The organism is Croceimicrobium sp., assembly GCF_965228705.1.
In the GTDB taxonomy this organism is placed as follows: Bacteria; Bacteroidota; Bacteroidia; order Flavobacteriales; family Schleiferiaceae; genus Croceimicrobium.
Genome location: NZ_OZ245832.1, coordinates 1,835,708 through 1,859,473, shown reverse-complemented (window position 1 = coordinate 1,859,473; position 23,766 = coordinate 1,835,708). Strand labels below are relative to the sequence as shown.

The 23,766-nt window shown below is 42.2% G+C and carries 23 protein-coding genes and 1 tRNA gene; 6 read left to right on the top strand and 18 right to left on the bottom strand.

Annotated elements, in window-relative coordinates:
- On the top strand, window positions 1-783 hold the full coding sequence (map, locus tag ACO05P_RS08430) for a type I methionyl aminopeptidase (protein ID WP_421754785.1): 783 nt from the start codon (window positions 1-3) through the stop codon (window positions 781-783).
- Window positions 783-1,553: a class I SAM-dependent methyltransferase gene (locus ACO05P_RS08425; RefSeq protein WP_421754784.1), complete on the top strand. Its 771-nt coding sequence runs from the start codon at window positions 783-785 to the stop codon at window positions 1,551-1,553. The genes map and ACO05P_RS08425 overlap by 1 nt, the downstream gene beginning before the upstream one ends.
- 27 nt (window positions 1,554-1,580) lie before the next feature.
- Here the strand turns inward: ACO05P_RS08425 and ACO05P_RS08420 are convergent, their stop codons facing one another.
- The 15 genes from ACO05P_RS08420 to ACO05P_RS08350 all read right to left on the bottom strand — a co-directional run bounded on the left by ACO05P_RS08420 (window position 1,581) and on the right by ACO05P_RS08350 (window position 19,090).
- Window positions 1,581-1,952: a hypothetical protein gene (locus ACO05P_RS08420; RefSeq protein ID WP_421754783.1), complete on the bottom strand. Its 372-nt coding sequence runs from the start codon at window positions 1,950-1,952 to the stop codon at window positions 1,581-1,583.
- A gap of 47 nt (window positions 1,953-1,999) precedes the next feature.
- Window positions 2,000-2,377 carry a VOC family protein gene (locus ACO05P_RS08415; protein WP_421754781.1) on the bottom strand — a complete coding sequence of 126 codons (378 nt, stop codon included), beginning with the start codon at window positions 2,375-2,377 and terminating at the stop codon, window positions 2,000-2,002.
- A 62-nt stretch (window positions 2,378-2,439) separates the two neighbouring features.
- Entirely contained in the window at window positions 2,440-3,489 is a 1,050-nt protein-coding gene (locus tag ACO05P_RS08410) for a transglutaminase domain-containing protein (protein ID WP_421754780.1), read from the bottom strand.
- Window positions 3,456-3,851, bottom strand: coding sequence for a carboxypeptidase-like regulatory domain-containing protein (locus tag ACO05P_RS08405; RefSeq protein WP_421754779.1), 396 nt, complete (start codon window positions 3,849-3,851; stop codon window positions 3,456-3,458). Before ACO05P_RS08405 ends, ACO05P_RS08410 begins: the two co-directional genes overlap by 34 nt.
- Window positions 3,852-4,305: 454 nt before the next feature.
- Window positions 4,306-5,430 carry a TolB family protein gene (locus ACO05P_RS08400; protein WP_421754778.1) on the bottom strand — a complete coding sequence of 375 codons (1,125 nt, stop codon included), beginning with the start codon at window positions 5,428-5,430 and terminating at the stop codon, window positions 4,306-4,308.
- The gene (gene yidD / locus ACO05P_RS08395; RefSeq protein WP_421754776.1) at window positions 5,408-5,677 is read right to left on the bottom strand and encodes a membrane protein insertion efficiency factor YidD; all 270 of its coding nucleotides are present in this window, start codon (window positions 5,675-5,677) and stop codon (window positions 5,408-5,410) included. Before yidD ends, ACO05P_RS08400 begins: the two co-directional genes overlap by 23 nt.
- Before the next feature lies 1 nt (window position 5,678).
- Window positions 5,679-7,166: a cysteine--tRNA ligase gene (cysS, locus tag ACO05P_RS08390; RefSeq protein ID WP_421754775.1), complete on the bottom strand. Its 1,488-nt coding sequence runs from the start codon at window positions 7,164-7,166 to the stop codon at window positions 5,679-5,681.
- Window positions 7,167-7,177: 11 nt separating this feature from the next.
- Window positions 7,178-7,864, bottom strand: a complete 687-nt coding sequence (folE, locus tag ACO05P_RS08385) for a GTP cyclohydrolase I FolE (RefSeq protein WP_421754774.1) — start codon at window positions 7,862-7,864, stop codon at window positions 7,178-7,180.
- Window positions 7,865-8,083: 219 nt separating this feature from the next.
- Complete coding sequence (locus tag ACO05P_RS08380) at window positions 8,084-8,728, bottom strand: hypothetical protein (protein WP_421754773.1); 645 nt, start codon at window positions 8,726-8,728, stop codon at window positions 8,084-8,086.
- Between the two features lie 15 nt (window positions 8,729-8,743).
- Window positions 8,744-9,964 carry a hypothetical protein gene (locus tag ACO05P_RS08375; RefSeq protein WP_421754772.1) on the bottom strand — a complete coding sequence of 407 codons (1,221 nt, stop codon included), beginning with the start codon at window positions 9,962-9,964 and terminating at the stop codon, window positions 8,744-8,746.
- Entirely contained in the window at window positions 9,961-11,493 is a 1,533-nt protein-coding gene (locus ACO05P_RS08370; protein ID WP_421754771.1) for a hypothetical protein, read from the bottom strand. The genes ACO05P_RS08375 and ACO05P_RS08370 overlap by 4 nt, the downstream gene beginning before the upstream one ends.
- A 3-nt stretch (window positions 11,494-11,496) precedes the next feature.
- The gene (locus ACO05P_RS08365; protein ID WP_421754769.1) at window positions 11,497-12,552 is read right to left on the bottom strand and encodes a T9SS type A sorting domain-containing protein; all 1,056 of its coding nucleotides are present in this window, start codon (window positions 12,550-12,552) and stop codon (window positions 11,497-11,499) included.
- 201 nt (window positions 12,553-12,753) lie between these two features.
- Complete coding sequence (locus tag ACO05P_RS08360) at window positions 12,754-15,969, bottom strand: VPS10 domain-containing protein (RefSeq protein WP_421754768.1); 3,216 nt, start codon at window positions 15,967-15,969, stop codon at window positions 12,754-12,756.
- 126 nt (window positions 15,970-16,095) lie between these two features.
- Window positions 16,096-17,628, bottom strand: a complete 1,533-nt coding sequence (locus ACO05P_RS08355) for a hypothetical protein (RefSeq protein WP_421754767.1) — start codon at window positions 17,626-17,628, stop codon at window positions 16,096-16,098.
- A 34-nt stretch (window positions 17,629-17,662) separates the two neighbouring features.
- On the bottom strand, window positions 17,663-19,090 hold the full coding sequence (locus ACO05P_RS08350; RefSeq protein ID WP_421754766.1) for a hypothetical protein: 1,428 nt from the start codon (window positions 19,088-19,090) through the stop codon (window positions 17,663-17,665).
- Between the two features lie 80 nt (window positions 19,091-19,170).
- Here ACO05P_RS08350 and proS point away from each other — a divergent pair, with 80 nt between their 5' ends.
- The 4 genes from proS to ACO05P_RS08330 all read left to right on the top strand — a co-directional run bounded on the left by proS (window position 19,171) and on the right by ACO05P_RS08330 (window position 21,841).
- Entirely contained in the window at window positions 19,171-20,643 is a 1,473-nt protein-coding gene (gene proS / locus ACO05P_RS08345; protein ID WP_421754765.1) for a proline--tRNA ligase, read from the top strand.
- Between the two features lie 132 nt (window positions 20,644-20,775).
- A tRNA-Glu gene (locus ACO05P_RS08340) sits at window positions 20,776-20,847 on the top strand.
- 13 nt (window positions 20,848-20,860) lie between these two features.
- Window positions 20,861-21,112 (top strand): 30S ribosomal protein S20, encoded by a 252-nt coding sequence (gene rpsT / locus ACO05P_RS08335; RefSeq protein WP_210759496.1) that lies wholly within the window; start codon window positions 20,861-20,863, stop codon window positions 21,110-21,112.
- A gap of 69 nt (window positions 21,113-21,181) precedes the next feature.
- Window positions 21,182-21,841 (top strand): YggS family pyridoxal phosphate-dependent enzyme, encoded by a 660-nt coding sequence (locus ACO05P_RS08330; protein WP_421754763.1) that lies wholly within the window; start codon window positions 21,182-21,184, stop codon window positions 21,839-21,841.
- Here the strand turns inward: ACO05P_RS08330 and ACO05P_RS08325 are convergent.
- The 3 genes from ACO05P_RS08325 to ACO05P_RS08315 are packed head-to-tail and all read right to left on the bottom strand — an operon-like array spanning window position 21,838 to window position 23,737.
- Window positions 21,838-22,506, bottom strand: coding sequence for a hypothetical protein (locus ACO05P_RS08325; RefSeq protein WP_421754761.1), 669 nt, complete (start codon window positions 22,504-22,506; stop codon window positions 21,838-21,840). The genes ACO05P_RS08330 and ACO05P_RS08325 overlap by 4 nt on opposite strands.
- Entirely contained in the window at window positions 22,506-23,240 is a 735-nt protein-coding gene (locus tag ACO05P_RS08320) for an LVIVD repeat-containing protein (protein WP_421754760.1), read from the bottom strand. Before ACO05P_RS08320 ends, ACO05P_RS08325 begins: the two co-directional genes overlap by 1 nt.
- Window positions 23,237-23,737: a hypothetical protein gene (locus ACO05P_RS08315; RefSeq protein ID WP_421754758.1), complete on the bottom strand. Its 501-nt coding sequence runs from the start codon at window positions 23,735-23,737 to the stop codon at window positions 23,237-23,239. The genes ACO05P_RS08320 and ACO05P_RS08315 overlap by 4 nt, the downstream gene beginning before the upstream one ends.
- Window positions 23,738-23,766: the final 29 nt, after the last annotated feature.

The following is a 23,766-nucleotide window of genomic DNA, read 5'->3' as shown; positions in this document are numbered from 1 at the left end:
ATGATTCATTTAAGAACTCCGGCCGAAATTGAAAAGCTGCGTGCAGCAGCCTTAGTGGTAAGTCGAACCTTAGGAATGCTGGCCAAAGAAGTAGGGCCAGGTGTTAAACCTTCAGACCTCGATCGCAAGGCCGAAGACTATATTTTATCTCAAGGTGCCAAGCCTGGTTTTAAAGGACTATATGGTTGCCCGAGCACTTTGTTGATCTCCAAGAATGAAACGGTTGTCCATGGATTACCAACGGATATTCCTTTGGAGGAAGGCGATGTAGTAAGTATTGATTGCGGTGCCTTGTTAGACGGTTATTATGGCGATCATGCCTATACCTTCGAAGTAGGTGAAGTGGCTCCTGATGTAAAGAAGCTTTTGGATGTTACTCGCGAAAGCTTGTATTTAGGGATCAATGAATTTAGACCTGGCCGCAGAGTTGGGGATATTGGTTTTGCCATTCAGAAACACGCTGAGGACCATGGCTTTGGAGTGGTTCGCGACTTGGTGGGCCATGGTATTGGAACAAAACTCCATGAAGATCCTCAAGTTCCAAATTTCGGTAAACGCGGTAGAGGTAAAGCTTTAAAGAACGGAATGGTCTTGGCTATTGAGCCAATGATCACCATGGGTACTTTTCGCGTAAAGCAATTACCAGACGGCTGGACGATTAATACGGTAGATGGAAAGCCCGCTGCTCATTTTGAGCATGATGTGGCTCTGGTGGATGGAGAGCCCCAAATTTTATCGACTTTTGATTACATCTATGAGGTACTGGGCATAAACCCTGAATAATGATTAAATCGCTTTTTAAGTTCGCCCTGAACACAATTCCGCGACCGATGCTTATTCGTTTAAGCTATGCGGCCGCCCCGATCTTAGCTCTGTTTTTTAAGGGCGACCGCTTCGAAGACCCCATAGATGGTCGGAAGTACCGTAAACTTCTTCCTTATGGCTATAAAGGTCGGCAAAGGGAGAACGCCCTGGCTCCAGCTTCACTGTCTTTAGAACGTCATCGTTTACTTTGGTTGTATTTACAACGTGAAAGCACCTTTTTTAAAGAAAAGCAAAGCATGTTGCATGTTGCGCCAGAACAGTGTTTTTATGGTCGCTTTCGTAAGATGAAGAACCTGGATTACCTCACAGCAGATTTGGATTCACCTATTGCGGATGTGAAAATGGATATCCATGATATCCAGTATGGGGATAACCATTTTGATGTGATTTTCTGTAATCACGTTTTAGAGCATGTAACGGACGATCGTCAATGTATGCGTGAGCTTTGTAGGGTGTTGAAACCGGGTGGTTTAGCGATTATGCAGGTGCCCTTTAAAGCGGGGCAGGAGGTGACGGATGAAGATCCTACTATTACTGATCCCGAGGAAAGGATTCGTCGTTTTGGGCAGTATGATCACGTGCGCCAGTATGGAGCGGATTATCCAAAGCGATTAGCTGAAGAAGGTTTTAAGGTAGAAGCCTATAAAGTTCGTGAAGCTTTTAGTCCGGAAGAAATTAAGCGCTATGCTCTTATGGATGGAGAGGTGCTATACGTTTGCTCCAAGTAAACGCCCACTAAAAATTGTCTTTATTTATTATTTCTTGAAATGCTGAAAGCGAGTATTTCGACTGCTGGTAGGCTTTGACCTGAATTTCCGCAGGGAGAGCCAAACCAGAATGAGAACAATGATTCCTGCTTGATAGTAATCGAAGAAAACCATCACCATTAGGGCTAGCAAACCAAAGAGAACCAGCATTGGAAAGAAAATCCTTTGTTTGGGAGCTTGCGGTGGGTTTTTCCGAATGTCTGATAAATAGAGCTGATCCGATTTACGAATAATCTCCGAAGCTTCTACTTTACTCAGATTATACGAGCTTAAGAAATTTTGCAGGTCCTGGTTTTCTGCACCTTCATGGCGCTTTTGCAAACAGACCTCAATTAATTCATTTTTCTCAAGAAGTTCCATACAGTATTTCTGAGCACTAAAGATATGGGATGAATTAGAGAGAGTTCTTAATCAATGGGTTCCCAAAGCTCAATACTATGATCTTCAGGGTCCAGCAGATGAACGAATTTGCCGTAATCGTAAGTGGCGATCTCATCGATAAGTTCAACCCCTTCCTTCTTGAGTTCAGCGACTAAGGCTTCCAGGTCATCAACCCTGAAGTTGATCATGAAATCCTTTTGAGAGGGTTTGAAGTAGTCGGTGGTTTCGGGGAAGGGACTCCAAAGGGTATAACCATTTTCAGCCGCTTCACCTTCATCTTTCCAATCGAATTTCACACCATAAGGATCAGTGCTAAAGCCTAAATGTTTTTGATACCAGGCTTTTAAACTTTCTGGATCTTTACTCTTGAAGAAGACGCCACCAATGCCAGTCACTTTTTTCATTGGGTTGCTATTAGTTTTTGAACAATGAATTAAGGGGGCTAAAGGTAATTTTTCAAGTTTAGCTAGGACTTGGAAATTTCAGCTTTGCAACTGAAAAGGATTTCGTCTTTCCATTTGAAATGGAGAATTCGACTTCCACTACGCTCGAAGACGTATTTAATCCGAATGTATTTTTGTTCAGGATGAAATTCTGTCTGTAGAAGTAATTGGTAGTTATGAAAGGCGCTTTCTACTTCAAGTGTGAGATTGCTAGGTGATTCTTTTCCAGTCCAGTTTAAGGTCCATTCGATTGTATCGCCTTGATAGTAGAAGTTTTCGAAGCCTATGTCGGAATTGGGGAATAGGCCATGTTCAAAGGCTGCTCCATAAAAAATTGGCCGCGAAAGAAATTTAGCCTTGCTGGGAGATTCGTTTAAAAAGCTTTGGTTTGAGTCTAAGGGTAGGTGGTTTAAGATAAAGTGCTCAGGTGGACAAAGGAAGTAACCCGGATTGAATTGGGCTTCATAGAAACCGACCTGACCATCATGGATAATATAACCACTAGACCAGGTGGGGTCACATAGATACCATTTGCCCTCTAATAGGACGGCATTCCAGGAATGGTTTGGGAGGCCTAATGAGGTGGTATTGGTACTGGCTAATCGGCCGTAGCCGCCGATAATGATACATTCTATGCCTGCGATTTTAGACATTTCAGAAAGTAAAAAACTATAACCGTAGCAATTGCCCTTTCTTTCCTTCGCAAGGGCTTGAAGACTTTCCATTCGGAATTTGTTGGACCATTTTTGATAGGAACTGGGATCAGAATGATACTTTCTCCTGGCATGACTTGCTCTTTCTGTTCCTCGATAATCGTTTTTAATGTTTTGACAAATCCAGAGGTAAATAGCTCGAAATCGTTCTACATCTGTGTTCAACGGCTCGGTTAGTTTCAGACTTAAGTCATGTAGATTACTTAGGTCTACCCCATAGTAATGAGAGGCTATACTATCGGCTTGTTTGAAATTGAAGGAGCGGTAAGCATCAATTTGGCCTCCCAGCAATAAGGGACAGAAAATGATGAAGAATAATGCAATGTCTAATCTCGAAATAGGCTGGTGATTCTTTTCCATAAGCTGGGTTTTGAACCGAATTTTTGATTGCTAGCAACTTCCCCCATGACCATATATCCGCATTCTATGCTAGCGGCCATCTCCATTTGAATTTTTATGTTTTGTACAGATTGATCGGCTTTAACAATGTATTGGTAGGGTTTGAAGCCTATAAAGGTGAACATCAAAGTGTCGCCTTCCTTTAAGGCTTGTGGGAATTTGAAATGACCATCAAAATCACTGCTGCATCCTGCGGTACCACCCTTAAGAAAGATGTTTGCTAAAGGAATACTTTCTCCATTTTCTTTATCTACAATGGTTCCGTTGATCCAAGTACTATCCACGGGATCTTTTTTAGTGCTGTCTAAATCAATTTGTTCCATCCTCGGCTTGGATTCTGTGTTCTGGGAATATGAGGAAGATGGAAGTAAGCTCAATAGGGGTAAGCCAATAAGCGCTGCTCTGGAAGCAATTGAATTGTTTGCAGGTGCTGGCTTTGGACTAAAGTGGCTTAATTGACTTTGCTTAAAGCGACCACAGACTTTTTCTGAGGAACGGTTTTCAAAGAAAGTTTTAATCTCTTCATTGGTCATCGAACTAAAGTCGATAACTGTTTTTTGACAAGCTTGACAGAAACCACCATTGTTACGTGGTTCAAAATCATTGAAATTTTCCCCACAAGGTTTTTGAATAGAAAGGCTTAAATCTGATTTCAGAGCGAAGTAATTAGGTCTTTATAATTGGACCTTTACTTGCCTCAAGGTTGCCTAACTGCAAAACAAAAACACCCCCATGAAAATTCAAGGAGGTGCTTTGAGAAAAATAATTTGAAGTCTTTTACTCTACCCAATCTGCTATAAAGAGATTGGTGTTTCGGGTACCCCCATTATTGCGATTAGAGGAGAAGATTAATTTGCTTCCGTCCGGGCTGAACATCGGGAAGGCATCGAATTGTTCGTCAAAAGTAATCTGCTCTAAACCGCTTCCATCTACGTTAATCATAAAGAGGTTGAATGGAAATCCTCGCTTGGTTTTATGATTGGAGCTGAATATTATTTTTTCACCACTAGGGTGGAAGAAAGGTGCCCAATTGGCATTTCCTAGTTTGGTAACTTGTTGTAAATCGCTGCCATCAACATTACAAACATAAAGCTCCATATTGGATGGCTTTACCAATCCACGGTTTAAAAGACCCTTGTATTCTGCTTCAGCTTCTTCGCCTTGTGGACGAGAAGCACGGAATACTAGCTTCGTTCCGTCTGGGGAGAAAAAGGCTCCGCCATCATAACCTAAGCCGCTGGTAACTTGCTTTTGGTCTGATCCATCTAAGTTCATGGTCCACAGTTCCAGGTCTCCAGAACGAGTTGAGGTAAATACAATTCGATCGCCTTTAGGGCTCACGGTAGGTTCGGCATCATAACCAGGTGAATTGGTTAAGGTGTCTAGGATATTGCCCTTTAAATCCGCAACGAAGATGTCGTAATCGGCATAAATTGGCCATACATAACCTTCTTCATGACCGGGTTCCGGAGGGCAAGCCTCAGCACCCAGATGGGTAGAAGCGTATACAATAGTACTGTCTCCAGGTAAGAAATAGGAACAGGTAGTTCGGCCCATGCCTGTACTAATCATTGGCGGGCGCTTGCTCATTAAATCATCACCTTCAATATTGAAATAGAAGATCTGGTCACAGTCAACATTCCAATCTTTAAAATTGCTCTGAAAAACGGCCATTTTACCATCAAAGCTGAAATAGGCTTCAGCATTATCACCACCATCTGTAAGTTGGCGGATGTTTGCCAAATGACCTTCTCCTTCATAATGAAGTGTTGCAGTACTGTCTTTAGTTTGGGTACTGCTGCTCTCGTCATTGTGTTTATGCGCAGTATTGGCAGTTGGACCTTGACAAGCGCTAAGGATTATGCCACTTAATAGGGCACTAGTCCAAATTTTTACTTTCATTCTTTTTCTCTTTTTCGGGAACCGGGTCGTAGCCCGAAGTGCCCCAAGGGTGACATTTTGCTATTCTTTTTATTCCCAACCAACTTCCTTTAATAGGTCCCCAAATTCGAATGGCTTGAACGGCATATTCGGAACAAGTGGGGGTATGGCGGCAGGAGCCGGGAGTAAGCGGCGAAATTAGGTATTGATAGATTCGTACCAAAAGGATAAATGGCAAGCTGATTATCTTTTTGATAAAATCGATCACTTTAAGATTTAAGGCTAAAGGTACTACCGTCTTTTCCGTCTTTAACTTCTATACCTACTGAGGCTAATTGGTCTCGAATGGTGTCGCTTAAGCTGAAATTACGGTCGGCACGGGCTTGAGTACGTAGGTCCAATAAAATTTGCACTACTTCATCGAGCTTGTCGCCAGACCCTTGATTGCTATGGGTGATGTCTTCTAAACCAAGCACATCAAAAACAAAGATGCTAAAGGTGTTTTTAAGTAATGCCAGATCATCAGTGCTCAAGCCACTATTTTCTTCCCCACGACTATTAATGAAGCGAGCTGCTTCAAATAATTGCGATATTAAAATGGGGGTATTAAAATCGTCATTCATTGCGGCATAGCAGGACTTTTGCCATTCTTCGACATTGAAGTCTGCACCTTCACCAGGAATAAGCTTTTGTAAATTATTCCAGGCTCCTATTAATCGGTAATAACCTTTTTCGGCGGCTTCCAGGGCCTCACTGCTAAAATCAAGCTGCGATCCATAATGCGCTTGCATCATAAAGAAGCGGGCTACAGTAGGATGAAAGCCTTTATCTAATTTGTCAGTTTCACCACTAAAAAGTTCTCCCGGACTTAAGGTATTGCCCGTACTCTTGCTCATTTTTTGCCCGTTCAGGGTAAGCATATTGCCGTGCATCCAATAACGTGGTCCTTTATGACCAGTACTGGCTTGGTTTTGAGCAATCTCACATTCATGGTGTGGGAATTTTAAATCCATGCCACCACCGTGGATGTCGAATTCTTCGCCCAGGTATTTAGTGCTCATTACGGAACACTCTAAATGCCATCCAGGGAAACCTGCACTCCAGGGGGAGTTCCAGCGCATAATATGGCTGGGGCTGGCTTTCTTCCAGATGGCAAAATCCAAAGGACTATCCTTCTCACTTTGGGCATCGAGTTCGCGGGTGCCGCTGATTAATTCTTCAATCTTGCGACCACTTAGTTCCCCGTAGTTATTGCTTTCATTGTACTTAGCCACATTGAAGTAAACGGAACCGTTTTTTTCATAGGCTAAACCTGCATCGATGATTTTTTGAATCATATCGATTTGTTCAACGATATGACCGGTAGCGGTGGGTTCAATGGATGGAGGGATATTATTGAACTGCTCTAAAACTTTATGGAAGTTCAGGGTGTAGTTCTGAACTATTTCCATGGGTTCTAATTGCTCTAAACGAGCACGGCGGCTGATTTTATCTTCGCCTTCATCCGCATCATTTTCGAGGTGACCGGCATCGGTGATATTTCGAACATAGCGCACCTTATAGCCTAAATGACTGAGGTAGCGGAATATCATATCGAAGGAAATAAAGGTGCGGCAATTCCCTAAGTGAACTTCGCTATACACGGTAGGTCCACAAACGTAGAGACCCAGGTGAGGCGCATTTAGGGCATTGAACTTTTCCTTTTTTCGACTTAGTGAATTGTAGAGGTATAAGTCGTTTTCCTCGTATAAGGCCATGATCTTAAATTTTAGGCTCCGAAATGTGTGTCTAAATTAATGTAGTCGAGGAAGTCGCGTTTTTTCTCCTCCTCTTTAAAAGCACCACCAAATTCGGCAGTAACGGTGCTGCTCTCAATATCGCGTATCCCACGTGAATTAACACAAAGGTGTTTAGCGTCAATTACACAGGCAACATCATCTGTCCCCAGAGCTTCTTGAAGGGCTGCCACAATTTGCTTGGTCATTCGTTCTTGAACCTGAGGACGCTTTGCATAATAGTCAACAATGCGGTTCATTTTACTAAGTCCAATTACTCGACCCTTAGAGATATAGGCGACATGTGCACGACCAACGATAGGTAGAAAATGATGTTCGCAGGTGGAGTAAACCACGATATTTTTTTCAACCAGCATTTCACCGTATTGGTACTTATTTTCAAAGGTGCTGGCACTTGGTTTACGATCGGGATGCAGGCCACCAAAGATTTCTTGGACAAACATTTTAGCCACCCTTTTGGGAGTGCCTTTAAGACTATCATCTTGAAGATCAAGTCCCAGGGTATCCATAATTTTTTCAAAATGTTCTTGGATCACCTGGATTTTAGTAGCATCATCCACCTCAAAGGCATTGGCTTTGAGTGGAGTTTCAATATTGCTATTTGAAATATGTAAATCCCCTTCTTCGTCGTGGGAATTAATGGAGTTATCAGTGTTCACCGTCAATGAATTAGAATGCGGCTTGCGCAATGAATTGAGCCGGCAAAGGTAATATAAAATAAGGGTGTAAACGGACACTGATACAAGGGATGATAAGGGGAAACTATAATCACTTGATTATGCAAAGGTGCTTTGGTCTCGTTTAAAATCAGCCAGTCCTATAGATTGAAATACATTGGTGTCTATCAAGCTTGAAGAGATAGCAAATCTGAATTTTGGTTAGAAAAATAGGTAACTATAATACAGTCCATAACTATAGTAAGTATTAGGCTCAGAATAAGATTCGATTATCCAAGGCAAGGTGAAGCTAATCCCGATTTCATAGCCACTTTTGGCTTTACTGCTATGGACTAAGCCTAATTCAAATAGGTTTCCTATGCTAAGCAGTTCCTCGATACTAGAACTGTAATCTGTTACATTATTTACTGTTACATAGGAGTCGAGTAAAACTATACCCATAGAGGCACCAAGGTTTGCAGAGCAGCTTAAAGTCCAGTTTTTATTTAATGGAATTAAGCTGCATAGCCCAGCGTAAACAGAAGGTGTGAAAAAGTTGCCTGTTGCAGAAATAGAATAGTTACTGGTGCTCCAAAACAAGTCTATAGTACCTGCTTCCTCCATGGAAATATTCCCAACATCTAAGGAGAATTGAATGTTAAAACCGGTATTAGCATTTTTAAAGGGGGCAAATGCGCTAATGGATATCCCTCCATATGTGAATTGATTAGTGACATCCGGAAACTTGGGGCTGTAGGAGGAAAGTGGTCTGAGGCTAAGTCTATGATGCGAGGAGTCCAGGAGTTGCCCTTTGGCACTTTGAAATAAAAGAGAACAGAGGAAAAGCGAAAGGAAAAAGGTTTTCATTTGGTCAGGTTTAGGTTAATCTAGATCAGGTATTTTGACGCAAAAGGCTTCGCGACCATTGTGAAAATACATGACAGGGCGTATAGGGTCGAATACGATTCTGCTTCGAATGGTTTTAAACTGATGGCTTAAATCCTCGTTATAGAGTACTTCTCCGATTTCTGGATCAAAAACCACAAATTGGTATCCTCCGGTGAAAAAAAGTTTGCCATCGTAAACGCTAAATCGATCTTCAAATCCCCAAGTTACATCTTGGCGGATGTATCTAAGTGCTCCATTGGATTGGTTCACTGCAATAATTTCATCACTATCTCCTTTAAATACAACAGCATCTGAGGTAAGATGAAGATCTCCGGCAAAAAAGCCAAAATCCAAAGTTGGCTTTACAATTTCTCTGGCATCTCGAATCCATATCATATCCCCGGAGTTTAAGTTCATGCAGAAAACATGATTCTTTACAAGACCAAATACTCTTTGATCTTTGACTTTAAGAGGGATGATCCCAGAATTTATTTCCATATCCATATTCCTCCAGAGCAAGGTATCCGCTGTTAAATTGTAAGCGAATATGTCTGTTCGATCTAGAGTGCCATTTCCGTACACATAACTGCGGTTTTTCCACACAATGACATCATCACCATTTGCTAATTGGCCGAAACCCATTGCGTCGAAGTAGGGTAATCGACGATCCGTTTTTGTAAAGGAAAATACGGTCTCCCATTTTTCTTGATTCAAGGGACTTCGTAGAATAGCTGCGCTAGATTCATTATTGTAATCGATACTCGCATAAACATAACCTTTGAATGTATAAATACGAGGGCCATTATTTATCACCTTACTGTGCCATTGAGTATTTTGAGTTTCGAGATTTATGCAATCAATAGATCTTTGAGTACTTAAACACAAGAAATTATTTTCGTGAGCTGCCATCTCATCACTGTAGTAAGCCGTTCCATCAATATAGTCAGACCAAGTTTTTACTAAGCTTCCGTTAGCAGTGTCAAGGAAAAGTACAGGAGCAATAGAACCTTGGAGTTCGCTGCGCGTATTAAAAATGATTTGGTCATCATTTATAATTGGAGGCATTGCAATTGTGGAATTAATTTCGGGATCTGGGACTATGGACGTTTTCCAGATGATATCTAAAGATTCCACTTTTTTGGGCCTTGGATTTGGGCCATCTTTTTTACAACAGCAGAGAATTGAAATAAAGGTAAGAGCTAAAATGTATTTCATTTTTTATCCAGTTTATAGGTGCTACCATAGAAACCATTGAATAGTTGATTTAACCTAGCTTTTGTTTCATCACAATTCCTTTCCTGCATATGATTAGTGTTTTCCATGAGATATGAATCAAATCGATTTGGATACCCAATTTGCGAGGAAACCGGAACTACCCCGTCATTAGGTTCTTCAATTACCGTATGAACGATTTTAGGATTAGCCTGGCAATTGACGGCCAATGAATCATTGCAATCACTGGGATTTTGAACATGCTGATAGCTGAACTGATAACCATCTGTTCCTCCAAGATTTACCAGACATTCACAATGGTAACCATCGATATAAGTAGTGTCTTTCCGAGCGCCAATGAATCGCTTCCAATTGAGATTTGCATAGGCCAACCAATCATGGGCATTTCGATAGATTTCAGCTTTCTCCTTTTCATTTTTACCCTGCAAAGTGATTTGATACCATAATTGATTTGATCTTGAATTATGGCTTGACCATTTTGCGTGATAGCTCGATATTTTATGATTGACAAATATTGGGAGCTCATCATCATCATTTAATCCAAAAGGATCTGTAGAAAGAGGATTGCCCGCAATGGAAGAGTCTTTGGTATAGGTCATACTATGGATAGTTCTCCATAGCACGGGTTCCTGCTCTACACCATAAAAGGTGACTACTTTCATGGTGTCTAAATAAGCCATACTATCCAGTTTCGCCAGGTTACTAGCTCCTACAGCATAGTCAGCACCAACCGGTTTCCTTATGGCATTGATTAATATGGGCAAGGCCATTTTGTTGAGCCCATTGCAGGTGAGATTGGAGAAGGATACTACGGCATTGTTACTAATAATTAGATCCAGCCACCAACGCGTACCTACGAATGTTTGAATTTCACCTCTTGAGATTTTTTTGCAACCATTATCAATCCAGGTTTGGACAAGCCCTCCGGTCTGAGTAGAATTAATGATTTGGGCTCCTCCGTGTGGACTGCCAAATGTTGCTAAGGCTCCAAATTGCCAATGATAGTTTGAGGAATCTATTAGATTCATGTAGCGAATAGCGCGAGCGACTATGCCACCTTGACTATGGGCGATAGCAAAATTGTTTCGAACATCAAGGGTATCGCGCCGTGGGATAGAAACTCGCCAGGTTTCCATCAAACCATTATTTACATGGCCGCCTAATTGAAAGATATTCAAGTTTTCACTGCCCTCATAACTAAGGGCGTAACCTTCTACATTTCGTTCTGGGTAATTGGGAATAGGATTGCCTGTTTGGTTTTCTGTGGATGCTTGTATGCGGTTCCAAGAATGTTCATTGCCTGCTAAGCCATGAATCCAGAAGACAAGTTTCCTGCCCACTAAACTGCTATCCGAATTGAGAAGTGTAGATCCGCCAATCAGAGCGCCAGAGCTTCCTCCTTCTGGATCAGTATCAATAAGTCGTAAGGAATCTGTTGAAATAACTTCTATCTGAGCAAATATCGAAGAGGCTAGAAATAGATTGAGAAGCGAAGTGTAAAGCAATTTCATGACTTAGATTTTGGTTAGGGTTTCGGTGAAAATGCCTTGTTGGGTATAGACCAATAGGATTAGTACGCCCGGAGGGTAATCAGACCCATTTAGATAGATGGTGTTTTGGTCAACCGTAGGATTGGAATAGCTGTATAGAATATTTCCAAAATGATCCCGAATCTGGATCAGGCTTACCTGTGCTTCTGGAATGCCTCGAAGTATTATTTCAAATTCAGATTCAACTGGGTTCGGGTATACTTGTAAATAAGCTTTGTCGGTATATTTTTCAACCTTATCATAAAGATCTTCAATAACATGATTTCGAAAGGTCCGTTGATTTACCAGTGTTATGGGCTGATCTAAATCTAATCGCTGCCGACTTTCTTTCTCCCAGATTGGGACATAGCCGTATGGAGAAAGAAGAGTATAGGTTGTAGTGATTTCATATTGGGTGTTCTCGATTCGGTAGCGATTAAATATCGTTTTTGTTTCAGGTTCAATTCGAACTTCGTCGTCGCCAAGAATTAGTGTGAAGGCATTATTCGAATGATCTAACATAATTGCCCCCTGGTCTAATGCATTCTGTACAAAATCATCTCTTTTATTAGGAAAAAAGAGCATGATCGGTTGAAAGCCTTCAATTTGAATTTTATTGATCTGATCTTGAATCTCAATGTTTTCCACCGAATTATAGGGAAAGTAGTAAACCTCATTTCCCAGAGAATCAAAGCCATAGCTTCCATGTGGACTAAGTAGTTGGTAATAGGGTTTAATCAGCCAATCTTCCACGGAACCGTTTTGGATGTTTTGAATTTCGAAATAGGGCTCGTTGGAATGGTTTATACCTGAGCTTATTTTTTGAATATCGTTTAGGGGTTTCAGTAGCTCCTTTTCTAGAGGATCTATATCATGAATACTGGTACCGATTGGAATGGTAGCGTATTGATGGCTTTCTAAGTCGTAGCGATAGCGAGCAGCAGTGCTATCATTGAAGTAGTTACTCGAATCTTGCGCGGAAAGCGAAAGCGAAGCCAGGAATATTCCCAGGCTTCGCATCAGATTTAATCGATAGGTCATCGGTTTTTGTTTGGTTAAGGTTGGTTTTGATGACCTCAATTTTGCTCAATCCTCTAGATAGGCATGTGCAGGTTTTGCCTTTGGAAAGTAAATGGAAAGGCAAGTTTTGCAATTCAAATAGGTAATTAACAGATTATCAGTCTTTAATAAATGAAAAAGCCACCTCGTAAAAGGTGGCTTTTTAGTGTGGTTGAATGGTTTTTAATCCATTTCGCCTTCCAGATAAGGGGCTCCGCTATTTAAAAGTATGCTGTAGAAATTTTGCAATTCCTTCTTAATACGTTTGACTTCTGTCTCTAAAGGCAGGCGTTCTTGATTTAGGATTCGCAAGTTTTTACGTTGCTCACCGGTAGGAGCGGAACTGGTAGAATAGGAATTCCAAATAGCGGAATTCAATCTCTGCATTAATCCTGGAGCTGTTTCAAAATTGTATTTCTCTCGAATAGCATCTCCGCCCAATTTAACGGATAGTACATCCAGATCTTGCTCGATTTTCTGAAGATCATTGAGGATGGTTAAAGGCGCACCTGGCGTGTTTCGAGCTAAGGCCTTCAACTCTTTGGTGCGTTTCTCCAGCTTACTGTGTAATTGATTTAAAGCCACAATTTCTCTTCGCATGGTTTCCAGGCTATCCTGAAATTCATGGAGCTTATTGTAGTCCGAGGCTTTGAAGGTATTGTTATTGAGCCATTCGATTTGGAAGCTTTGCTTTACATTCAAGGGCCTTAAGGTGCCATTTTCAGAGATAAATACTTCCACCTGATAAGTTCCTGGAGCCGCTAAATTGGCGGATCCTGCTGAGGTGAAAGGCTCGCCCCTTGAATTTGCATAAGCACGATTTCCTAAGGTGCCGTCCCAATAATAACGGTTCAGGCCTTTCGAAGGACGACTGGTGAAACGTCGAATTTCTTTATCCTCCTTATCCATTATTACAAATAAGAGGTAAGTAGCTTCTTCCTCATTTTCAGCTTTCAGTCGTTCAAGACTGGGGTAAACTATATCTTTTCCTTCCTTCTTGGCTTTGCTTTCAATTTCCTTTCGCTTGGCTTTTAGGCCTTGTTTCAAATCTTTGATATACAAATTGAAACAAACCTCTCGCTTAGGGTTAGGGGCTGCATAATAGCTGGCACCCATAAATCCTTTTTGACCATAGCCAAGTGGACTGGCCTCAAAAAATAGTTTCGTGGTTTTGGTGGGGAAGAGGTGGGCTTCATTTTGAAGATTTCCTTCCTTTAATTCTCTTAAGGGACTATAGTCATCCAGGATATAAAAGCCACGTCCAAAACTAGCTAGAACCAAATCGTTTTCACGACGCTGTATATCTAAGTCCCGAATAGCGATAGTGGGTAAGCCCGCACTTAAGGCTCGCCAACTTTTTCCGCCATTTAAACTAAACTGAACGCCGAACTCTGTACCAATGAAAAGCAGGTCTTTTTTAATATGATCTTGACGCATGGCATACACTGAACCTCGCTCCGGTAAATTGGCACTTATGTTTGTCCAGTTAGCCCCTTTATCCGTACTCTTTAGTACATATGGTTTGAAATCTCCGTTTTTATGATTATTGAATAGGGCATAAACCGTATTCTCATCAAATAAATCTGCTAATACCTGGTTGACATAGGTATTTTTGGGTACTCCCGGAAATTCGCTGATTTTACGCCAGTTTTTACCGCCATCCTCAGTAACTTGAATCAATCCATCATCGGTGCCAATGTAGAGCAGCCCTTCCTTGAGAGGCGATTCATCTAAAGCCACAATATTGCCATATACGGAGGTTGATTTATCATAGGCAATGGCATCAACAGATTGCACCTTGCCCATTACTTTTAAGCTGTGGCGATCAATTTGCTGACTTAAATCGGGAGAAATTACCGTCCAATTATCACCGCGATCATCACTGCGGAAAACTTTATTGGCGGCGAAATACAGGCGTTTGTGATTGTGTGGGCTGATTAAAAGAGGCGCGTCCCAATTCCAGCGGTAAGCCTTTTCGCCTTTATTTGGGCTGGGTTTAATTCCAACGGATTCGCCACTGCGGCGATCGTAGCGCACCAACCATCCATATTGCGCCTGGGCATATACAATATCTGGGTTCTTAGGGTCAATTTGGCTTTCGAAGCCATCACCAGTATTGGTAACATACCAATCAGAATTTACGACTCCTCTGGAATTAATGGTTTGTGAAGGACCACCTAAGCTGAAATTGTCTTGGGTGCCTCCATATACATTGTAAAAGGGCTCAGCATTATCTACAGCAACACGGTAAAATTGGGTAACTGGTAAATTGGGTTTGAAATGCCAGTTTTGGCCGCCGTCCCAGGTTTCATATAATCCGCCGTCACAACCGGCAATCATTTGCTTTGTGTCCTTAGGGTTGATCCAAAGGCAGTGATTATCCACGTGTTTGTTGTTTTCAGGAACGGGATTCCAGCTTTGACCTCCGTCGCGACTCACATGCATATAAGTGTCCATGGAATATACCACTTCAGGATTCTTAGGATCCACCACTAATTCTACATAGTAGTTTCCACTGGTATTGTAGTCATTTACCTTTCGGAAGGAAGCGCCACGATCATCACTACGATAGAAACCATGTTCTTCTACCATGGCATAAAGCAAATCAGGATTGTGCTTACTAAGGCCCAAGCTAATTCGACCTTTTTCGGAGGGTAATCCTTTCTTTAATTCTTTCCAGGTTTTACCACCATCCGTACTCTTATAAATTCCACTTTCTGGTCCACCGCTAACATAAGTCCAAACATGACGGCGACGTTGATGAGCTGTGGCATACAATACCATAGGGTTGTTTGGATCGAAGTGAACTTCATTAAAACCGGTGTTTTCGGAAACATCCAAAACTTTTTCCCAATTAGCGCCGCCATCAGTAGTTCGATAAATTCCACGATCTCCACCAGCGCTCCATAAAGGGCCGTATGCCGCTACAAATACTTGATTGGGATCATCTGGATGAATGGCAATCATACCAATATGCTCTGAGTTCTCCAGGCCTACCTTTTTCCAAGAGCTGCCCCCATCCGAACTTTTATAAAGCCCATCACCGTAAGGAACGGAACGTTGATTGTTGTTCTCGCCACTACCCACCCAAACTACATTGGGGTTTTTAGGGTCAATAGCTACACAACCAATGGAGTAGGAGGATTGTGAATCAAAAACGGGGCTAAAGGTCGTCCCGTGATTAGTAGTCTTCCAAAGTCCGCCACTAGCTACTCCTACATAATATTCACTGGAGTTTTTAGGGTTCACAGCTATATCTGCGATCCGACCTGATGTAAGGGCAGGTCCAATATTTCTAAAACTGAGTCCATTTAGAGAAACCTTGTCAACCAAGGAATCTTGAGCCTGTATTCCCAGGGCAAGTAAAGTGCTGAGAAGGAGGTATTTTATTCGGAGCATACTCTTAATTTTTGGTTGCTTTAAAGAGAGGCCCGAATTTAAGACAATTTCAAGGATGCTCATATTTCATAGCGCCATTGAAAGAGGAAAGGGGATGAAAAAAAAGCCGGCATTGAGCCGGCCTAATTAGAATTTCATGGTGACGCCTGCCACTATGTTGTTAGAGACTTCCGTCATATTCAAATCCTGAAGTACCTCAAAGCTTTGATTGCTTTGATCAATACCACGGTAAAGAGCATAGCTACGATCCCGACTGCTATTAATCCAGGCCAGGTCAAAACTCCAAGGGCCACTTTTATAGCCTAATCCAAAGCTTAGAGACTGCATGGCTCCAACAGTATTATCTTGATATGCTTTATCGTAAACAGACTCATCATATCGATATCCTCCTCGCAAGAAGATCTTTTTGATTCTTACTTCGGCACCGGCTGAAATGGTTTGTCGGCCATTGCGGTATAATTGATCAATACCCGGTTGATAATCGGTTTGCAGTAAGCTTTCGCTGATGTTGAAACTATTATTATTGGTGTACAATTGGGTATTGGCTTGATTTTGATAATAATAGTCCACGCTTAATATTAGGAACTTACCAATAACACTGGCCACCCCAGCGCGATAAATAGCCGGAGAACGCAGACGATAAGAATATTGACCAGTTTCAAGGATATCACTTTGAGTGGCAGTGCCAACTCCAGAGTATGGTTCTTGATTGAAGTTTGCTTCTACATCGGATTCGTAAAATTGATTTACTGTATACCAACTAGGACTTTGATAGGATGCACCGATGCGTAATTCGGGTATGGGGCGGTAAATGAATCCAAACTTCATATTAAAGCCATTCGCATAGATGTCATTTAAGCGACGAAAAGTATATTGATTTGCGCTGTAAGGAGGGTTCGAGTTATTAAGATTGTATTCTGTGATAAACTCTTCCCTGCGGAAACTAAGAGTGGGGAAACCAAATGATAATCCATAATAGACTTTTCCTCCCTGGTCCAGTCCCATCACGATATTGGTTTCATTAAATGATCCGTCTTGATTAAAGGTATATCGGAGAGTACTGTTGGCAATGATATTTCCATTTCCATCGTCTTCACCGTAAGCAAAGCCGTCAGGGTCTATGGTGTCATTAGTAGAAACTAAGAGGTAAGCTTGCCAGGCGGCATAGGCATCCCAGCTAATATTGTCGATATGCTGTCCTGCAGAACTTTCTGCCCAGTACTGACCTAAAGTATAGCTATTACTTAATCCGTCTAGATTAAAACTACGGTCGAAATCGGCGAGCTTAGTTGTACTAAATGCGAGTGAAAAACGATTGGCATCATCGGGGTTAAGGATGAGGTTTAAACCTACATTCTCAAAATTTACATTGAGATTATTCTCGGAACCTTTTTGTCCGTAAAAATTAGAATACTGTCCATTGCGATTATTAAATCCAAGCGTAAAACCCAGATCGCTGTAGCGGTTAACGGCTGCCGATGCAGGGTTGATACTATAGGCGCTGAAATCATTGCCCAGGGCAGTAAAAGCACCCCCCATTGCCGTGTATCGGGGGGTGCCGTGTAAATTTCTCAGTTGAAAGAGTTCTACGTCATCTGCCGTTTGAGCACTAAGTAAACCAGAGCAGAGACCCAGAATCAAGAGACTTAGCTTTTTCATGATCTGTAATGTTTTCTTTTAGGTTTCAAATAGTCTATCGTCCGCGGCCTGAGCGGCTGGAGCCTGAAGAGCGACTTGAGCCAGATGAACGGCTGCTACCACTGCTACTGCGTGAAGAACCTGACGATGAACGACCTACAGATCCTGAGCTTCGTGAAGAGCCTGAGGAGCGATTGTAAGAGCTTGAATTACTGCGACTAGAGCTAGAAGGTGTGTAACTGCGGCTGCTACTATTGCTACGGCTGTTGCTTGAAGGGGTATAACTACGGTTGCTGTTATTGCTTCTGGAGCTGCCGGACTGATAGCGATTAGACGAATTGCTATTATTCTGCCTTTGGAAAGTCTGAGTTCTCTGACTGCGACTTTGATAATTGCTATTGGAACGACTGCTGTTTCCTGAGCTTTGAGCACGGTTACTTTCTCGACTTTGACTGCTCCGGTTTATAGTATTGGTACGAGTAGTGCTTCGGCTTGGGTTGCTGTAATTTGAACCGCGAGTGCTAGTGCTGGTACGAGTAGCATTGGTACTTCTTCCGCTGGGGGTTGCAGTATAGCCATTGCTGCGATTCACATTACTGGTATATCGACTGGTACGCACAGCACTACTATTTGAGGCAGTGCTTCTGCCAGAGGTACTTACCCTTGAAGTAGTACTGGCCGAACGACGATTGATATTATTGGTGCTAAAGCGACTGCTACGAACTTCAGAGCGATTTACTCTTCCGGAAGTAGTGGCATTGGTTTTACCGCGAGTGGTTCTGCCGGTGGTTGCATAAGCTGTTCTACGGCTGGTTACACCACCTCGGCTTGCTACATTATAAGATCCGGCACGGCCATAGCTGCCACGTGGGCCAGTATATAGACGATTGCGGCCGTAGTAGGAATCATAAACACCATTATAGTATCCATTGTTATAGCCGGCCCAATAGGAATTGTAGCCATACCATCCACCGCCGTAATAACCAGGACCCCATCCGTTGCCCCATCCGGCACTCCATCCCCATCTGGATCTCCATCCCCAAGAGCTGTATCCCCAACGGAATCCCCAGGAAGGACCCCAGGCACTGCAATAATAGGGATCGAAGAATGGGTCGTAGTAGTAATTGTTAAAAGCCCAGTTATTCCATCCGTAACCATTCCAATAATAGTTATTGTTCCATCCCGGATTACGGAAACTAGGAGAGTAATAGTTATTTATAACTGTAGTGCCATTTCCAGCTAATGACTGGTTGGTACTTGAATTATCATTAGGATCATAATAATCCAGTTCTTCTGCTGATTGAGAATCAGGATCAACATCTTCCAAGCTGAAGTCATTTTGTTGGCTAGCTGGAGTGTTTTCTGCGTAGCCTGGCTCTGAGTACAGACCGTCGTCGTAATAATTATTTACGGTTTGAGTTTTGGAGCCGCAAGCACTTAATGCGAAGATGCTTGCAAAGGCGTAGGTGACTAGCTTTTTCATGACTTTCATTTTAGGGATTCGTTAAATACTTAGTTTTGCCGTATAGGAATAAAACAAACTCCATACCATTTACAAAATTCATGGCTCAGAAGTTAACGAAAAGATCGGAAGACTATTCTAAATGGTACAATGAACTGGTGGTTCGTGCAGATCTTGCAGAGAACAGCGCCGTTCGTGGTTCCATGGTGATAAAGCCCTATGGCTTTGCGATTTGGGAAAAAATGCAAGCCGAACTCGACCGCATGTTTAAAGAAACCGGACACGAAAATGCGTATTTCCCGCTTTTCATTCCCAAGTCCTTTTTCTCTCGTGAGGCGAGCCACGTTGAGGGCTTTGCTAAAGAATGTGCTGTGGTTACGCATTATCGTTTAAAGAATGATGATGAAGGTAAAGGTGTGGTGGTAGACCCTGATGCTCGTTTAGAGGAAGAGCTTATTGTTCGCCCTACTTCCGAGACTATCATCTGGGATACCTATAAAAACTGGATTCAAAGTTACCGAGATTTACCCTTAAAGATAAATCAATGGGCAAATGTTGTGCGTTGGGAAATGAGAACTCGTTTGTTTCTGCGCACAGCTGAATTTCTTTGGCAAGAAGGTCATACCGCCCATGCTACTCGCGAAGAAGCGATTGAAGAAGCAGAAACCATGTTAGGGATCTACTCCGATTTTGCAGAAAACTTTATGGCGATTCCCGTAATACAGGGTTTGAAAACAGAAAGTGAGCGCTTTGCCGGGGCTGAGGAGACTTATTGCATTGAAGCAATGATGCAAGATGGTAAAGCTTTGCAGGCAGGTACTAGTCACTTCCTGGGGCAAAATTTCGCCAAAGCCTTTGATGTGAAATACGCATCAAAAGAAGGTAAGGAGGAATATGTATGGGCAACCTCCTGGGGCGTAAGTACTCGCTTAATGGGAGCCTTGGTTATGACCCATTCTGATGATCAGGGATTAGTGCTGCCTCCTAATTTAGCTCCTTATCAGGTAGTGATTGTGCCTATTTATAAAGGGCAGGAGCAATTGGATCAGATATCGGAGAAAGTAAATGAAATTCAAAGTCGCCTGAGAGCAAAAGGTATCCGGGTTAAGTTTGATAATCGTGATACCCATAAGCCAGGATGGAAATTTGCTGAATACGAATTAAAAGGAGTGCCACTGCGTATTGCCATGGGACCCCGCGATATGGAGAATAATACTGTAGAGCTGGCACGCCGCGATACCTTAAGTAAGGAAGTAGTGTCTGTAGATGGTCTCGAAGATCAAGTGGCTACTCTGCTGGAAGAAATACAAACCAATCTCTTAACAAAGGCAAAGGCCTTCCGTGAAAGTCATAGTTATAAGTCGGATGATTGGGATGATTTTAAAACTAAGATTGAAGCAGGTGGTTTTGTTTGGGCTCATTGGGATGGGAGCTCAGAAACCGAGGAAAAAATTAAGGCCGAAACCAAAGCTACGATTCGTTGTATTCCATTGAATCAGCAGCAAGAAGAGGGTAAATGTGTTTACACAGGAGCTCCAAGTAAGGGTCGGGTGATTTTTGCAAAGGCATACTAATGAAATAATGAGGCTGGATTTCAGTCGTTTGAGAAAAAATGCAGAAAAAAGCTCAAAAATTTAGCTCATACCCTTTGCGGAATTCTAAAATGCATTTACATTTGCACTCCCAAAATTAAACGGGACACCCAAGGCCCCTTCGTCTATCGGTTAGGACGCCAGGTTTTCATCCTGGAAAGAGGAGTTCGATTCTCCTAGGGGCTGCAAGTAAAAAGTTATGGCAAATCACAAGTCCGCATTAAAGAGAATTCGCGCTAACGAAAAAAAGCGTGTGTTGAATCGCTACCAGCATAAAACTGCTCGTAATGCCGTTCGTGCTTTACGTGAAGAAACCGACAAGGGTGCTGCTGCAAAACGTCTTCCAGAAGTTATCGCTATGGTAGACAAATTAGCGAAGAAAAACATCATTCACGATAAGAAAGCTTCTAACTTGAAGTCAAGCTTAACCTTGTACGTGAACGGCTTGTAATTACAAGTTCCTAAAATTTAGAGCCCTTCAGCCTTGAGTTGAAGGGCTTTTTTTGTTTAAAATTGCCCCATGTCAATTGCTGAGAATTTAGATCGTATTAAAGCCCAATTAATAGATGTTCAATTGGTGGCGGTTTCTAAGACCAAGCCCAATTCTGCGATTCAGGAAGCCTATGAAGCCGGACAGCGCATTTTTGGAGAGAATCGTATTCAGGAAATGTGTGATAAAGCGGAAGCTCTTCCCAAGGACATTGAGTGGCATATGATCGGCCATGTGCAAGACAATAAAATTAAATACATGGCTCCTTTTGTATCGATGGTGCACGGAATGGATAAGGAGAAGCGCATTAAAACTTTGAACAAGGAAGCATCCAAAGTTGATCGTCGCATTGATTGCCTGGTGCAAATTCACATAGCGGAGGAGGACAGTAAATTTGGTTTCGATTATAATGAGGCCAAAGCGCTGTTTAGTAAAGATCTTGAAAGCCTTTATCCTAATGTTCGTATTTGTGGCTTGATGGGGATGGCCACATTCACCGATAATGAAGATCAGGTACGAAAAGAGTTCCGAGGCCTAAGCCAATTTTTTAATCAGCTTAAGCAGGAACTCTTTGAGAAGGACTATTTTAAAGTGCTCAGTTTGGGTATGAGCGGAGATTACAAGATTGCTATGGAAGAAGGCTCAACCATGGTACGTATTGGCTCTAGTATTTTTGGAGCCCGAAATTAATAGGGATCGGTTAGACCAATAACCAAACCCATTACCGGACGTATCGAACTGTTGTATTCATAGCCGGGACTGTAATAATCAAGGCTAAAATCCTCACCTTTATATTCGATAGCTTTGAGATCGGCGGCATTATTGATGAACTCATAGCTCAAACCGAAGTAAACTTCGAAATACAAGCTTTTAAAGCTGTTCTGCCAGCCGGCCATGATCTCATAACCCAAACTAATTGGTTGATCACTATAGGTTACATCCCGATATTCTAAATAGGTATTGCCATTGTTTTGATAGGGATCCCAAACTGTGGCATCGAATTCCAACTCCGAAATCCCGAATCGTATTCCATGGCGAAAGGTGAACATATCATATTCATCCAAAGGCATGAAAACCTTATGATAGATACCACCTTTAAAAGCCCAATTACTGCGCTGGTATAAATCGTAGTCAGAAAAGGATTGATATTGCGGATTGGCTAATCGGATTCCAATATGATTTCGTGGCGCTACTTCAATGCTGGCGTCCAGAGTGAGCGAAGGGATAACAATATCAGTTACCACCAAACCAATTTGCCATTCGGGAGTGGGGATTTCTTTCTTAGGCTCATCATTCTGTGCCATCATGGGATAGGCCGCGGAAAGAAGCAATACGATAACTGTAAATCGTTTCATTAGAGTCTGCTTAAAAGGTTAAGCTTGCCTTTGTGGTAGCGATATTGACTTAAACCATCCTCAGCCACCGCAATAATTAAATTGCCATAGGGAATGAGGTCAATGGCCTTAAAGTCTTCATCCACATCAATTAATTTAATGGCATTGGGGTCCGCAACATTGAGCACCTTCAATCCTTCATCGCAAACCATAAGGGTATCACCATAAAGACCAAGTCCACGGGGACTCACCATTGGGAAACTGCTAACTAATTGAGGATTGCTTAAATCGCGGATGTCAACTATATCCAATTGATTTACTCCTCGCCAGCAGAAATTATTGTTTTGATCGGAGCGTAGCGTTACATAGGCATAGTCATTATTGGCTACAACCGGATCGCAGGATACAATATGTTGGTAGGTACTTAAACGTTGAATGCTGGGCGCACTGCTAACATCATAGATAAACATTCCAGAAGTAGAGCCAATAAAAATGGTATTGCTATCGCGGGTAAATATGGTTTCTACCGTAGTAAATAGCTCATGTTTACTCAGGTAAACCGCATTGGCATTATTGGAAATGTCGAATACATTAAGACTTTGATTATGCACAGCGTAGAGATGATCTCCAGCTATGGTAAATCGCGCCAGGCTTCCACCTTGACCAGCACCTCCGCTATTAGAAGTGTCGCTGCCCGAATCGGATTCACATGACCATAATAGGGCGATGGCCAGAATACTGATATACTTTTTCATTTCTCTTTCCATTTTACGATTATGGTATTCTCTGGTCTTTCGTTGAGGTCACTACTGTAATAACCATCTGGTGCAGGAAGTTCAGGGAAGACTTCTCGATTGCGATCTACAACCTGTACATTTTGTCCATCATAAGCGATCACAATAAGGTCTACCGCATTATCTGCGTAGATGTAGTCATTTTTAATGGCGATATCGATATTGCCTGGGATGGTGATGAAACCAATATTTACCGGATTGGCTGGATCAGCATTGTTGATAATGTGAACACCTTCATACACCTCATTAATGAAGAGAAGGTCATTATAGCGGTAGATTTTGCCAAAATTTTTAATGGCCTGAGGGTCTACCAGTTTCACGGAGCTCTCAAGCGAACTGCGCTCCATTAAGATGGGTTTGTAGTTTGATTCCGGATACCCATAATCTCCCCAAGGGTCAGTTAAGCAACTGCTTAAGAATAGCAGAGACAGGGCGGCAATCATTGCCTTGTACTTCATAGTCTTGTTTTCCCTAAAGATGGCTCCTG